Genomic DNA, 13,415 nt, shown 5'->3' on the forward strand with positions numbered 1-13,415 from the left:
CGGCGTGCCCCTACCGCGCTTCAGTGGAGGTGGTGGCCGGGGGAGTCGTCCCCGCTTCGCCGTCGATGCGGGGCGCCGCGTCGCGCGACAGCTCGATGTCGTAGCGCACCGCGGGCCGGTCCTTGTGGTCCGTGGTCACGCCGCCCTGCTCGAAGCCCACCACGCGCACCGTGGACACCTTCCCCGGCTCCGCGTTGAAGGTGTAGCTGGATTGCACCTTGAACTTGTAGCCCTCCACGTAGCTGAACACGCCGAAGCCGTTGCCCCGGTACACCAGTCGCACCGCGAGCTGGTGCTGGCCCGGGACGATGCGCCCGTTGAAGACCTCGAACTGCTCGCGCTTGGCCAGCTCGCCCTGCAGGTCCAGCTGCGTGAAGATGGGCGCGCCGTCGAGCGCGTACGTCACCGACTCCAGGATGAAGGAGCCGCCCATCTCGTTCTTGTGGACGATGTGCGCTCGCGCGCCCGTGGTGACGTCACCGCCGAGCACCGTCTCCTGAAGCAGCAGGAGCCGCGCCTTGGAGCGGTAGATCTTCTCCTTCAGGTCGACGACCTGCTCCTCCAGCGTCTTCACGCGCGCGTTGAAGGCCTCGTCCGCGGTGCTGTCACCCTCGGGCGCGGAGACCTGGGCGGCGGCGACTGGCGGCTGGGCGGGAGAGCGCGACTCCTGCGCGAGCGCCGACCCACAGAGGGTGGCGCTCACGAGCGCGAGGAGTCGGAGGGTGGCTGCGACACGCACTGTGCGACCTCAGGAGGCGGACGGCCCGGCCCGTCGGCAGCAGGTTGTAACACCCTTGACCGCGGGGCGTCTCGTCACCCGCGGTACGGGAGCCGGTTGCCCGGCCGCTTCCTCGTCAGCCGCCCTTCTTCAGCTCGGTGAGCACCAGCTTCGCCACCGCCTTGAGCGTGTCGAACACGCCCACGCCCGTCGGCGCGATCGCCTCGTACTTGGGGATGTTGCGCGGGTTGAGCGCCTTCTGCATCTCATCCACGGTGACGGCGTTGGGCAGGTCGCGCTTGTTGTACTGGATGACGTACGGAATCTTGTTCAGGTCGTAGCCCTGCTCGGCCAAGTTGATGCGCAGGTTCTCGAGCGACTCCATGTTCGCCTCCATGCGCTCGATCTGACTGTCGGCCACGAAGACGACGCCGTCGACACCCTTCAGGATGAGCTTGCGGCTGGCGTCGTAGAACACCTGACCGGGCACCGTGTAGAGGTGGAAGCGCGTCTTGAAGCCGCGGATCTCGCCGAGCGACAGCGGCAGGAAGTCGAAGAAGAGCGTGCGGTCCGTCTCGGTGGAGAGCGAGATGAGCTTGCCCTTCGTCTCGGCCGCCGTCTTGTTGTAGATGTACTGGAGGTTGGTCGTCTTCCCGCAGAGACCCGGCCCGTAATAGACAATCTTGCAGTTGATTTCGCGGGATGAGTAGTTGATGAAGGACATGGCTTCCCGGGTTACTCGCTGAAGAGGTTGTCGATATCGTCGTCGGAGATCTCGGCGAACGGCGACCCGGCACCCGGGCTGTCCGTCTTCTTCACCAGACTCTCGAAGATCTTCGTGAGCTCGTCGCTGGCCTTCTTGATGCGCAGGCGGACGAGGCCCAGGCTCGTGCGGTTGTCGAAGATGACGACCAGCACCACCCGGCTGCCGACAATCGTCATGTAGAGCGAGTCCTTGGCCCCTTCGTGGAACTGGTTGGGGAACTCGTTCTCACCGATCAACTTGGCGAGCCCGCCCATCGCCGCCACGTTGCCGGCCGTCAGCGAGGCCAGGGACGTGGTGTCGATGTTCTGCGTCTGGCCAGCCGAGGAGATGAGCTGCCCGTTCTTGTCGACGAGGAAGACCACCTTCGCGTTCGCGTCCTTGGTGAGCCGGTCGCAAACGGCGTTGATCTTGGTGAACTCCTCTTCGTACATCACCAGTTGCGTGCCCATGGGCGTATGCGCTCCTCAGCGTTCGCTCGTCCCTCTCACGGTGCCACCCCGTTGTTTCTGGAGTGAATCCCGGAGGTTAGACGAGGCGCTACCGACCGTGAGGATGCTTAGCAAAGCCCCTCCACCTCAGCAAGAAGCCATCCGTTCCTGGCGGTGAGAACGAGGATGTCCCGGGCTTGTCCGCCCGCTTCGGACCCCCGGCGAGCCCTGGTCAAGCCCCTCCAGGGCCTTTCCAGGTGGACTGAGGGTGCTGGTTTGGGGGTGTTCGCGGGTTTCTCTATACTCCGCCGGGCTTTGACGCCCCCACGCCCCCTTGCCCCCATCCTGGCGCGTCTGGCGCCCTTGCTGTTGGTGCTGGTCGCCGCTCCGTCCGTCCGGGCGGAGGAGGTGCGCGAGCGAGCCTCGCTGCGCCTTCGCTACGGCATTGCCCTCCGAAACGGACAACAGGCCGATGTAGGGCCCGGGCTCACCTATGACGGCTTCACACCGAATGATCTGGCGGTGATGGGGACGGCGTGGGCGGGCGCGTGGCTGGGCGGGTGGGCGTCGGTGCAGCGGGAGGGGTTCGACCTGAAGGAGGACTCGGTGAGGATCACCGGCGGCAGCCTCCTGCGGGCGTCGGTGGGGCCCCGGGCCCGGGCCTTCCTGGGGCCGGTGCGCGCGGAGCTGGGGGCGGGCTACGGGTACGCGCAGCTGCCGGTCTTCGGCACCTCGGATGAGCCGGTGCTGGCGCGGGGCGTGCGGCACGCGGCCCTGGTGAGCGCGAGCGTGCGGGTGCCGCTCTTCACCCGGCTGGCGGTGGAGGCGCGGGGCGAGGTGCCGGTGTCGCTGTCGGTCAAGGACGCGGCGGGCGCGAAGGCGGAGGCCAAGGGCTTCGCGGCGGGCGGCGCGCTGTTGTTCCCGCTGACGGGCGGGGGGAGCTGGTCCGGGACGGTGCTCCTGGACTTCCAGCACGTGCAGGACACGGTGACGCTCGCGGACGGCTCGCGCTCCGAGCAGCGGATGCGCCGGGTGGGCGCGGCGCTGGAGCTGGCGTGGAACGACGCGCCCTCCGCTCCGGCAGCGCCACCGCCGCCGCCTCGGGTGCCGATGGGCACGCTGGTGCTCCAGTTGCTGGACGCGGAGTCGGGCGCGCCGCTTCCGGCCGCGAAGGTGGTGCTCGTCGCCAATGGCGTGGAGGGCGCGCCTCGCGAGGCGGATGCCCAGGGCAACGTGGAGGGCGTGGAGCTGCCTCCGGGAGATGTCGTGGCGCGGGTGAGCGCGGAGGGCTACGCGCCGGCCGAGGGCCGCGTCACGTTGGAGGATGGTGGCCGCGTGGCGCTGGCGGTGCGCGCGCGCAAGCTGCCGCCGCCCACGGGGGGCCTCAAGATTTCGGTGGTGAGCGCGGGCAATGGCGTGCCGCTGCCCGGAGTGCGGCTGATGGTGGGCGGCGTGGAGGCGCGCACGGACCTGCGCGGTGAGGTCCACGTGAAGGAGTTGCCGCCGGGCCCCGTGGCCGTGGTGGCGACGTCCTCGGGTTACCGCACGGCGGAGGAGGCGGCCATCATCGTGGCGGGGCAGGAGACGGCGCTCTCGGTGCCGCTCGCCTCCGAGCGCAAGGGCGAGCCCGCGACGCTCACCGGCCAGGTGCGCAACGCACGCGGTGGCAAGCCCATCGCCGCCACGCTCCTGATTCCGCAGGCGAAGGTGAAGGCGCGCACGGACGCGAAGGGGGCGTTCACCTTCAAGGTCCGCGGTGGCACCTACCGCATCACCATCTCCGCGCGCGGGTTCTTCACGCAGTCGAAGCTCGTCACCTTGAAGGACGGCGAGCAGGCCATCTTCAACGTCGATCTCTTCCCGAGGCAGAAACGGTGAGCAACACGCGTCCCTGGCTCCTGGCCCTCCTGCTCGTCGTGTCGGGTTGCGACGACGAGGCGGCCACTCCAGCCCCTCCTCCCGTCGAGTCCGCCGCGGCCCCCGACTCGGGCCCCGCCGTGGAGCTGGCCCGACTGGAGGGCCTGTCCGGCGACGTGCAGGTGGAGCGCGGCGGCAAGAAGGTCCCCGCGCAGGCGGGCCCGCTGTATTCGGGCGACGCGGTGGAGACGGGGGCGTCGGGCGCGGCGACCCTGAGCTTCCCGGACGGGCGCTCGGTGGAGGTGGGCGCGGACGCGCGCGTCGGCGTGGGCCAGGACGCAGGCGGCGTGGTGCTGACGGTGGAGCGCGGCATCGTGTTGTCGCGCGTGCCCGCGAAGCCCGCGGGGGCTCCGGCTGGGAAGAAGGTGGCGCTCACGCTGCTGACGCCCTTCGGCCTCACGCGCGTGGGCTCCGAGCCCAGCGAGGTCTCCGTCCAGGTGACGAAGGACGCTGGCCGCGTCGAGGTGAAGCTGGGCGCCATCGAGTTCGTCGCGAAGGACGGCAAGCAGCTGCGCGCCTCCGAAGGCGACTCGGTGGAGGTGTCCGCGGGCCGGGCTGAGCTGAGGCTCAAGGGCTCGCGGCGGGTGGAGCTGGAGCCCATCGACGTGACGGTGCGGGTGGGCTCGGGCCGGGCGGAGCTGCGCGGGAAGGACGCGAAGCGCTGGAGGTCGGTGCGCGCGGACGGCGAGGTGCTCGCGCCCGGTGACGGCGTGCGCACGCGCGCGGGCGGCTCGGTGGACCTGGCGCTGAAGAACTCGTCCTCGCAGCTCACCCTGGGCCCCTCGGCGGAGATGGTGCTGGAGGGCGCGGGGCAGGGCGGTACGAGTGATGAGGCGCGGCTGGACCTGCGCCAGGGACGACTGGGGCTCCAGCTCGCGCAGGGCCGCGAGAGCCGCGTGGTGCTGCCGGGGCTTACCTTGGAGGGGGACGGCGCATCGCGGCTGGCGGTGCGGCGCACGGGGTCGGGTTATCTGGTGGACGCGCAGACGGGGCGGGTGACGCTGGTGCGCGGCGAGACGCGACAGCCGCTGCGGGCGGGAGAGCGGGCTGTCGTCTCGGGTGAGACGGGCGAGGCGCGCATCGAGTCGCTCGGCCCCGCGCCCCTGCTGCTCGGCGCGGGAGACGGCGCGGAGGTGTACCACCAGGACATGCCCGAGGTGGCCTTCGGCTGGGAGAAGGAGGGCGAGGTGACGGTGGAGGTGGCGACGGACGCGGAGTTCACCAGGCCCCTGCTGACGGGCACGGTGTTCCAGCCCTTCGTCAACGTGCCGGCGCCCGCGCGCGGGACGCTCTTCTGGCGGGTGAAGGGCAAGGACGGTCAGGAGGTGGCGAAGGGCAGCGCGGTGTTCGCGCCGGAGCGGCTCGGTCGGGATTTGGACCGGGTGCGCAACGTGGTGCCGGAGGGACTGGAGAAGACGACCATCTTCTACCAGGACAAACCGCCGGCCGTGACGTTCACCTATTCGGAGGAGACGTCGGCGGCGCGCTACCGGGTGGCGGTGTACCGGGCGGGCGCGTTGGACAAGCCCGTGGCGGAGCGCACGGTGACGGAGGCGCGCGCGGCGTTGGATGCGGGCGCGCTGAGCGAGGGTAGCTACCTGTGGTCCGTCACGCCGTTGTCCGAGTCAGGTGAGCAGCTGAAGGGGGGCCGGATGAACAAGCTGGAGCTGGTGTACGACAACTCGGTGCCGATGCTGCTCGTGTCGCAGCCGCGCCAGGGGCAACGCTCCGCGGCGAAGGTGAGGGCCACGGGCGTGGCGCCGGTGAACGCGCGCGTGTCCATCAATGGACGTCCCGCCAGCCTGGACGGCAAGCATCGGTTCGATACGTGGGTGGAGCCGGTGGGCTCGCCCCCGCTGCTGGTGTTTAAAATGACGCGACCGGGTGCTCCGGATGTCCACACGGTGCGCACCCTGAAAGAGCGAGGGCCCTGAGGATGTCTCCCCCCCAGACGACACAGCCCGGCTCCGGCACCGAGGAGGCTCCTCCGCCGCTGCTTCGCCCGTACGGCCCCTATGTCCTCGTGCGCAAGCTGGCCGAGGGCGGCATGGCGGAGATCTTCCTCGCCAAGCTGCTCGGCGCCGACGGCTTCGAGCGCAACGTGGTCATCAAGCGGATGCTGCCGCACCTGTCGAACATCCCCGACTTCGTGGAGATGTTCCGGGACGAGGCGCGGCTGGCCGCGAAGCTGTCGCACCCCAACATCGTGCAGATACAGGAGCTCGGCTTCACCGAGGGCTGCTACTACATCTGCATGGAGTACCTCGCGGGCGAGGACTTCTCCACGACGCTGCGGCTGGCGGGACGGCGACGCGCGTACCTGCCGTTCCCCATCGTGCTGCGCGTGCTCATCGACTCGGCGCGAGGGCTGCACTACGCCCACGAGTTCTGCAACGAGCTGGGGCAGCCTCTCAACGTCGTGCACCGCGACATCTCCCCGTCGAACCTGTACCTGACGTACCAGGGGCAGGTGAAGGTGCTGGACTTCGGCATCGCCAAGGCCGAGTCGAGGCTCGCCAACACGCGCACCGGCGTCGTGAAGGGCAAGTACATGTACATGGCGCCGGAGCAGGCCAAGGGGCAGGGGGTGGACCGGCGCGCGGACATCTTCGCGCTCGGCGTCAGCCTGTACGAGGCGCTCACGCACGTGCGGCCCTTCTCGCGGGAGAACGACCTGGCGGTCCTCAACGCGCTCCTGCACGGCGAGTTCAAGCGTCCGCGCGAGCTGCGGCCGGACCTTCCCGCGGAGCTGGAGGCCATCGTCCTCAAGGCGATGGCGCCGCTGCCGCAGGACCGCTACGCCACGGCGGAGGCCTTCGCCGAGGACCTGGAGGCGTTCCTCGGAGAGCACCTGAGCGCCGCGGGCACGCCGCAGCTCGGCGCGTTCCTGCGCAGCCACTTCGGTGAGGACCGCTTCACCGAGCGCACCCGCATCCCCACGCTGTCCTCGCTCTCCGCCGCGCTGGGCGTGGTGACGCAGGCGACGGGCGTGGTGGAGATGGGGACGGACGTGGTGGGGGGGCCTTCCTCCGCGACGGGCGCCACCGACGTGGCCACGGCGCGCGGTTGGAGTGCACGCTCGCCAGCGTCGTCCTCGGGGCTGGTGCCGGCGGCGACGAAGACTCCGGCCACCGAGTCGGCGCCGACGCCCGTCGCCGCGCCCCGTGCTCGCGGATGGCGTCCGCTCGTCGTCGGGCTCGCGGGTGGGTTGTTGCTCGCGGGCGTGGGCATCGTGGGCTATGCGCGGCTCGTCGCTCCCGTGTCGGCGGGCGTCGTGGCTCCTCCCAGCGCTGCTGTCGCACCCCCGCCAGTGGAGGCACCGGTCGCTGCTCCCTCGACGGAAGGAGTCGCCGAGCCCGCGCAGCAGGCCGTGGCGCCCGTGTCGCCGCCACCTGTCGGGACGCAGCCTCCCGAGGGTGTGGCGGCGCAGGGGACTGGAGGTGAGGCGGGCGCGGTGGGGAGCGCGTTGTCACCACCGCCGCCCGTGGAGGAGGCGGCGGAGGGCAAGTCGGTGAAGAGCACGGCGAAGAAGAAGGTGTCGCTCACCGTGGATGACATCTCCCGCGTCGTGGCGAAGGGGCGCTCGCGCATCACCACGTGCTTCGAGAAGAACCGCGCGGACCTGCCGGCGAGCGAGGGCCAGGTGCAGGTGGAGTTCTCCATCGCCTCGACGGGGAAGGTGCGGGCGGGCGTGAGCGGGGCGCTCGCGCAGACGGGGGTGGGCCGCTGTCTCCAGGCGCAGGCGGAGCGGCTGCGCTTCCCGGCGCACCTCGACGAGGAGGTGAACGTGGTGGTGCCGTTCTCCTGGCGACTGACGCGGTAGGCAGTGGCACGGCGCCGGGAGCTTCCGGCGCCGGCTCGTACGACTAGAGGTCGCGGCGGGCGGACAGCGCCTTCGCCAGCGTGGCCTGGTCGGCGTACTCGAGGTCACCGCCCATGGGCAGGCCCTGGGCGATGCGGGTGAGGCGCAGGCCCATGGGCTTGAGCAGGCGCGTCAGGTAGAGCGCGGTGGCCTCGCCCTCGACGTCCGGGTTGGTGGCGAGGATGAGCTCCTCCACCTGGCTGTCGGTGAGGCGCTCCAACAGCTCCTTGATGCGGAGCTGATCCGGACCCACGCCCTCGAGTGGGGACAGTACGCCGTGCAGCACGTGGTAGCGGCCCTTGAACTCGCGGGTGCGCTCGAGCGCCATCAGGTCCGCGAAGGTCTCCACGACGCACAGCACCCGCTCATCACGGCGGTGGTCCCTGCAGAAGCCGCAGGTCTCCGTGTCCGTGAGGGAGAAGCAGCGCACGCACAGGTGCACCTTCTCCTTCACCTCGCGGATGGCCTGCGACAGCTCGGAGGCGTATTCGCCCGGAGAGCGCAGGATGTGGAACGCGAGGCGCTGGGCGGTCTTCTCCCCGATGCCTGGCAGCTTCGCGAGCTGGGCGACGAGGCGGTTCAGCGGATCGGGAGTCATCCGGTATCAGGTAACGCCGGGGATCTTGATGCCGCCGGAGATTTTCGCGAGCTCGCGCTGCATGTGCTGACGGCTGCTCGCCAGGGCGGCGTTCACCGCGGCGGTGATGAGGTCCTCGAGCATCGACGTGTCGTTCGGGTCGATGGCTTCCTTGTCGATCTTGATGCTGCGGATCTCCTGGATGCCGTTGGCCACGACGGTGACGCGGCCCTCGCCGGCCTTGGCCTCGACGGTCTCCTCGGCCAGCTGCTGCTTGCGCTCTTCGATCTTCTCCGTCAGCTTGTTCGCCTGCCGGATGAAGTAGTTCAGGTCGACGCCGGGCATGTGCTTCCTCGGTACGGGCGTGGAGTGTGGCGCGCACCCTAGCGTCGCGCGCGTCCATTGTCAGGCGCTGTCGTCAGGGGCTTCGACAGGAGCGTCGGCGACCGAGGCGGCGGAGGGGCGCTCGGGCTCGTAGATCTGGATGTGCTCGATTTCTCCACCCAGGACCAGGAGCACGGAGCGGACCGAGGCGTGGTTGCGCACCTTGCTCTCTGTGTTCTTCTCGTGGGTGGCGCGGCTCTGCGCGTCGCGCTCGGCGAGGCTGGGCGCGGCCCGGGAGTCGTCCGCGGACACGTCCTGGAAGGACAGCTTCACGGGCCGGCCGAAGTGCTCGGCCAGGAGCTTGTCGATGGTGGCCTTGCCCGCGGCGGCGGACACCGACATGCGGTGCAGGCCCGCGGAGGGGAGGAAGCCGAGGATGATCTCCCCGGCCTTCATCGACATGAGCCGGCCGTTCGCGAGGGCGGTGCCGTGGCGCAGGGAGCCCGCCTTCACGGTCTCCACCGCGGCGCGCCAACGCTCGATGAGCGGCAGGTTGGGGTTGTCGCGCCCGCGTGCCACGGGGACGGGCGCGGCGGCCATGGGAGGCGGCTCGGGCTCGGGCGCGGCGGTGGGGGCTTCGGGCTCGGGAATGCACTCGCCGGAGGCGCAGCCGCCCGGAGAGGCCTCTTCTGGATAGAAGCGGGACTCCTCGTCGCTGTCGCCGTAGGGAGGTGGCTCGGGCGGGCCGGGCGGCGGCTCGGGCTTGCGGACGTTGATGACGCGGACGGTGGGCGCCGGCTCGGTGGTGCGGGAGAGCGGGGTGGCGCCCGCATGCGGGCCGGGGGGACTGATGGGCTGCTGCGGGGGCGGCGCTGCCGTGGGCGCGGGCGGACCGTTGCGCAGGAAGGACAGGGGCCGCGCGGCGGACGGGGGCAGGCCGTCCAGGACGGGGCCCGAGGGCAGGGGATTCTCGACGGGATACGCCGATGGGGGCGGAGCGTCCGAGACGGTTTGGGCGCCGCCGCCGTTGCGCAGGAAGGACAGGGGGCGCGCGGCGGACGGAGGCAGACCCGCCATCACCGGACCGCTGGGGACAGGGGGCGTGATGCCCACTGTCGCGGGCGGAGTCCACGGAGCCGAGGCCTCAGGGGAGGGCGTGGCTTCACGCGTCGGGCCGTTGTTCCGAGGCAGCGTGATGTTTGCTGGCGGCTCGTCCGATGCTCCGCCACCGTGGCGTGGCAGCTCGATGTCGGGCGGCGGCTCCGCGATGTAGTCGGAGTCGTCGTAGCGCGAGGCTCCGGAATCGCGAGGGGCTCCCCGCGTGTCGAGCGGCGCGGTCCCATCGAAGCGAGGCGCTTGCGCTGGGCGGGCGAGGTCTCCCGTCGGCTGCTGTCCGGAGACGGCGGCTGGCGCATCCCATGGCGGGCCCGATGGCGCACGCGCTGTGGCTCCACCGGATGGCAGTCCTGCCGATGAACCATGCGCATCCCAGGGCGGGCCCGACGGTACATGAGCTCGTGCCCCGGCGGAGGTCTCTACGGAGGATGCCCCTGCGGCATCCCAGGGCGGGCCCGACGGCGCACGTCCCATCGCTCCGTTCGGGCCTGGTCCGACAGACGCGCGAGGCGCATCCGATGGTCCACCTTGAGGCGAGGCCGAGAGCCCCAGGCGTGATGGACCCGCGGAGCCATGGGGTCCGACCTGCGCACCGTCGACTGCGCCACCCAGATGGGGCGACGACGCGCTGCCGTTGACTGCCCCTGCATGCGCGCGGGCGTCAGCACCTCCATTCGAAGTCCGCTGTGCTGACGGCATGGCCGTGGAAACGCCATCGCTCGACGGCGCTCCACCGGAGGTGCCGGCAGGCGCGAGCGTCGAGACGGATTGTTGCCCCGTCGCAGGCGCGGCTCGACCCGTCTCCCACGGACGTGGGGCGGGCGCGGCTTCGGGGGGCGGAGCCTGGCGAGGCTCAGGCGCGAAAGTTCGTGGAGCTGGAGCGACCTCCTGGCGCTCCAGCATTGGCCTTGTCCGACTGAGGCAGTCCAGCCGTGAGCCGGTCCACCTTCGCGAGCAGCTCCGGAATCGACCCTCCGGGCGACAGCTGGATGGCCTTCAACAGCGCCATCTCCAGCGCGAGCCTCGGCTGCGCCGCGCGCGACACATCCCAGACGGAGCCATGCACCACGTCGAACAGCCGCGTGAGCTGCGCGCTCTCCGCGTCCTTCGCCAGCGCCACGAGCGCCTTCTGCTCGGACTCGGCCAGCTCCGCGGGCGCCTCGCCCAGCGTCTTGGTGACGAAGAGGTGGCGAAGCTGCATCGCCAGTTCCTCCGCGAGGCGCTTCAAATCGAGGCCCCGGTTGAAGACCTCCTCCACGCGCTCCAGCACGCGCTTGGCATCCTTGTGTACCAGCGCGTCGGCGAAGTCCTGCACCATCGTCCGGTCGATGGCGCCCAGCGCCTCGGCGACCTCCTCGTCCGTGGGATTCGCTCCGCACGAGGCGAGCACCTGGTCCAGCAGGCTGAGCGCGTCGCGCATGCCGCCCTCGGACTGGCGCACCACGAGCGACAGCGAGCGGTCCGAGATGCCCGCGCCCTCCGCCTTGCAGATCTCCTGCAGCCGCTGGAGCATCCTCGCCGCGGAGATGCGGCGGAAGTTGTGGCGCTGGCAGCGCGACAGGATGGTGTCCGGGAGCTTGTGCGCCTCGGTCGTCGCGAAGATGAACTTCACGTGCCCGGGCGGCTCCTCCAGCGTCTTGAGCAGCGCGTTGAACGCCGCCCCCGACAGCATGTGGACCTCGTCGATGATGTAGATCTTGTGCCGGTCGCGCTGCGGCAGGTACTTCGCGTTCTCGCGAATCTCGCGGACGTTCTCCACGCCGTTGTTGGAGGCACCGTCGATCTCCGCCACGTCCACGCTGGTGCCGGCGGCAATCTCCGTGCACGCCCGGCACTCACCGCAGGGAGTCGCCGTGGGGCCCTTCTCACAGTTGAGGGCCTTGGCGAGCAGGCGTGCGGCCGTCGTCTTGCCCACGCCGCGCGGGCCGCAGAACAGGTACGCGTGCGCCACCCGGTCCATCTTGATGGCGTTCGCGATGGTCCGGACGACGTGCTCCTGTCCGGTCATGTCATCGAACTTCTGCGGACGCCATTTGCGGGCGAGGACGAGGTAGCTCATGGGGGCAGTCATCTAAACACGACGGCGCGAAGGATCCATCTCCAGGCGCTGCGACTCAGCGTCCGAGCGCTTTCAGCACGACCTGGGCCGAGTTGTGCCCCGCCGCGCCGATGACGCTGCCCGCCGGGTGGCAGCCCGCGCTGCAGAAGTAGAGCCCCTGCACCGGCGTCTCGTAGGGCAGCCTGTCGGTGAAGCCCAGCTTGTTGTCCACATGGTGGATGTGCCCGCCGGTGATTCCGAAGTGGCTCTCGATTTTCGGCGGCGTGAGGGCGAAGTACTCCTGGACGAGATCACTGGTCCCCGGCGCGAAGCGGTCGCACACGGACAACAGCTGCTGCACGTAGCGCGACTCCTCCTTCTCCCACGTCGTGCCCTCGAGCTTGTAGGGCACCCACTCCACGAAGAGCGCGGAGTTGTGGCGGCCCTCGGCGTCACGCAGCGACGGGTCCACGGTGGTGTGGATGTACCACTCGATGGAGGGGAAGTCGGACAGCCTGCCCGCCTGCGTGTCGCGGTACGAGCGCTCCAGCGCGCCGAGCACGTCGTCCTCCTGCGGCAGCAGGTGGATGGTGGGGCCGAACTGGCCCTTGTCCTCGGGCAGACAGGTGAACCTCGGCAGCTCCTTCAGGCACAGGTTCACCTTGAGCGTGGTGCCCGGCACCGCCATCGCGCCCACCTTCGCGCGGTAGTCCGCCGGCAGTGCCGCGGTGTCCACCAGCTTCAGCGTGCGGAACGGGTCTCCGTTGGACACGACCACGGAGGCCTGGAGCTCCTCGCCGTTCTCCAGCACCACACCCTTCACCACGCCCGAGTCCACGCGCACCGACGTCACCTTGGCGCCCGTGCGGATGACGGCCCCGTGCTTGCGCGCGACGTTGGCGATGGACTGGGTGACGGTGCCCATGCCGCCGCCGACAATCATCCACGTGCCGCCGCTGCCCGGCAGCCGGCACATGTTGTGGACGAGCAGGTTCATCCCCGTGCCCGGCGTGTCATAGCCGCCGTCCAGTCCGGAGAAGGCGTCCGTCACCGCGTACATCGCCTTCACCAGGTCGGACTTGAAGCCGAAGCGCTCCAGGTACTGGCGCGCCGAGCCCCGACACAGCTTGAGGAAGTGCTCGCGCAGCGCGGGCCGGATGTAGCGCTCGGCGGTCTCCTCGTGGGTCAGCGGCGGCTTGAGCCACGCGGGCGCCAGGTCGTCACGCAGCGCGGCCAGCTCCGCGTTCATCGCCTGGTTGGCCTCCCAGTCCGCCTGCGAGAAGAACTCGAGGAACTGGCGCTTCAGCTCGCGCTCGTCCGAGCCGAACAGCAGATAGCGCTCACCCGTGGTGGGCAGGAAGTAGTGCGGGTCCCTCCGCTTGAGGGGCAGGTCCAGCTCCAGCTCGCGCAGGAGTTCCGGCGGCATCAGTCCCAGCAGGTACGCGCCCGTGGACACGCCCAGTCCGGGCGCGCTCTTGAACGGGTACTCCGTCCGGCACGCTCCGCCGATGACGTCCTTCTCCTCCAGGACGGTGACGGACAGGCCCCTGCGCGCGAGCATCGCCGCTGTCACGAGTCCGTTGTGTCCCGCTCCCACCACGATGACGTCCGGCATGGCCTGCTCCTTCTCGAGGGAACCGCGTTCCTACCCGAGCGGAGCCCTGGGGGA

The 13,415-nt window shown here is 70.3% G+C and carries 11 protein-coding genes; 3 read left to right on the plus strand and 8 right to left on the minus strand.

Features of this window, described 5'->3' with window-relative positions; all coding sequences use genetic code 11:
* Positions 1–10: 10 nt before the first annotated feature.
* The 3 genes from K8640_RS32020 to mglB form a co-directional block, all read right to left on the minus strand.
* On the minus strand, positions 11–739 hold the full coding sequence (locus K8640_RS32020; protein ID WP_324289058.1) for a dihydrolipoamide acetyltransferase: 729 nt from the start codon (positions 737–739) through the stop codon (positions 11–13).
* 115 nt (positions 740–854) lie between these two features.
* Positions 855–1,442: a gliding-motility regulator Ras-like GTPase MglA gene (mglA, locus tag K8640_RS32025; protein WP_046712132.1), complete on the minus strand. Its 588-nt coding sequence runs from the start codon at positions 1,440–1,442 to the stop codon at positions 855–857.
* An 11-nt stretch (positions 1,443–1,453) separates the two neighbouring features.
* Positions 1,454–1,933 carry a gliding-motility regulator GTPase-activating protein MglB gene (gene mglB / locus K8640_RS32030; protein ID WP_002637270.1) on the minus strand — a complete coding sequence of 160 codons (480 nt, stop codon included), beginning with the start codon at positions 1,931–1,933 and terminating at the stop codon, positions 1,454–1,456.
* A gap of 351 nt (positions 1,934–2,284) precedes the next feature.
* On the opposite strand from mglB, the gene K8640_RS32035 reads away from it, so the two are divergent.
* The 3 genes from K8640_RS32035 to K8640_RS32045 are packed head-to-tail and all read left to right on the plus strand — an operon-like array spanning position 2,285 to position 7,652.
* Positions 2,285–3,790 carry a carboxypeptidase regulatory-like domain-containing protein gene (locus tag K8640_RS32035; protein WP_223750641.1) on the plus strand — a complete coding sequence of 502 codons (1,506 nt, stop codon included), beginning with the start codon at positions 2,285–2,287 and terminating at the stop codon, positions 3,788–3,790.
* Positions 3,787–5,763, plus strand: a complete 1,977-nt coding sequence (locus tag K8640_RS32040) for a FecR family protein (RefSeq protein ID WP_223750554.1) — start codon at positions 3,787–3,789, stop codon at positions 5,761–5,763. Before K8640_RS32035 ends, K8640_RS32040 begins: the two co-directional genes overlap by 4 nt.
* A 2-nt stretch (positions 5,764–5,765) precedes the next feature.
* Positions 5,766–7,652 (plus strand): protein kinase domain-containing protein, encoded by a 1,887-nt coding sequence (locus tag K8640_RS32045; RefSeq protein ID WP_223750555.1) that lies wholly within the window; start codon positions 5,766–5,768, stop codon positions 7,650–7,652.
* 43 nt (positions 7,653–7,695) lie between these two features.
* Here the strand turns inward: K8640_RS32045 and recR are convergent, their stop codons facing one another.
* From recR to K8640_RS32070, 5 genes are all read right to left on the minus strand, one after another.
* The gene (recR, locus tag K8640_RS32050; protein ID WP_046712136.1) at positions 7,696–8,289 is read right to left on the minus strand and encodes a recombination mediator RecR; all 594 of its coding nucleotides are present in this window, start codon (positions 8,287–8,289) and stop codon (positions 7,696–7,698) included.
* Positions 8,290–8,295: 6 nt separating this feature from the next.
* Positions 8,296–8,613, minus strand: coding sequence for a YbaB/EbfC family nucleoid-associated protein (locus K8640_RS32055; RefSeq protein ID WP_046712137.1), 318 nt, complete (start codon positions 8,611–8,613; stop codon positions 8,296–8,298).
* Positions 8,614–8,673: 60 nt separating this feature from the next.
* Positions 8,674–9,669 carry a DNA polymerase III subunit gamma/tau gene (locus K8640_RS32060; protein ID WP_223750556.1) on the minus strand — a complete coding sequence of 332 codons (996 nt, stop codon included), beginning with the start codon at positions 9,667–9,669 and terminating at the stop codon, positions 8,674–8,676.
* Between the two features lie 892 nt (positions 9,670–10,561).
* Positions 10,562–11,767, minus strand: a complete 1,206-nt coding sequence (dnaX, locus tag K8640_RS32065; RefSeq protein ID WP_141333166.1) for a DNA polymerase III subunit gamma/tau — start codon at positions 11,765–11,767, stop codon at positions 10,562–10,564.
* Positions 11,768–11,822: 55 nt separating this feature from the next.
* Positions 11,823–13,361 carry an NAD(P)/FAD-dependent oxidoreductase gene (locus K8640_RS32070; protein WP_223750557.1) on the minus strand — a complete coding sequence of 513 codons (1,539 nt, stop codon included), beginning with the start codon at positions 13,359–13,361 and terminating at the stop codon, positions 11,823–11,825.
* Between the last annotated feature and the right edge of the window lie 54 nt (positions 13,362–13,415).

Origin of the sequence: Myxococcus sp. XM-1-1-1 (assembly GCF_020037095.1) — a bacterium.
Lineage (GTDB): Bacteria > Myxococcota > Myxococcia > Myxococcales > Myxococcaceae > Myxococcus > Myxococcus fulvus.

What these genes read in the sequence shown, in the direction of transcription:
- K8640_RS32045 (WP_223750555.1), top strand. Translation starts at nt 5,766, where the DNA reads ATGTCTCCCCCCCAGACGACACAGCCCGGCTCCGGCACCGAGGAGGCT.
- recR (WP_046712136.1), bottom strand. Translation starts at nt 8,289, where the DNA reads ATGACTCCCGATCCGCTGAACCGCCTCGTCGCCCAGCTCGCGAAGCTG.
- dnaX (WP_141333166.1), bottom strand. Translation starts at nt 11,767, where the DNA reads ATGAGCTACCTCGTCCTCGCCCGCAAATGGCGTCCGCAGAAGTTCGAT.
- K8640_RS32070 (WP_223750557.1), bottom strand. Translation starts at nt 13,361, where the DNA reads ATGCCGGACGTCATCGTGGTGGGAGCGGGACACAACGGACTCGTGACA.
- mglA (WP_046712132.1), bottom strand. Translation starts at nt 1,442, where the DNA reads ATGTCCTTCATCAACTACTCATCCCGCGAAATCAACTGCAAGATTGTC.
- mglB (WP_002637270.1), bottom strand. Translation starts at nt 1,933, where the DNA reads ATGGGCACGCAACTGGTGATGTACGAAGAGGAGTTCACCAAGATCAAC.
- K8640_RS32060 (WP_223750556.1), bottom strand. Translation starts at nt 9,669, where the DNA reads ATGGCGGGTCTGCCTCCGTCCGCCGCGCGCCCCCTGTCCTTCCTGCGC.
- K8640_RS32055 (WP_046712137.1), bottom strand. Translation starts at nt 8,613, where the DNA reads ATGCCCGGCGTCGACCTGAACTACTTCATCCGGCAGGCGAACAAGCTG.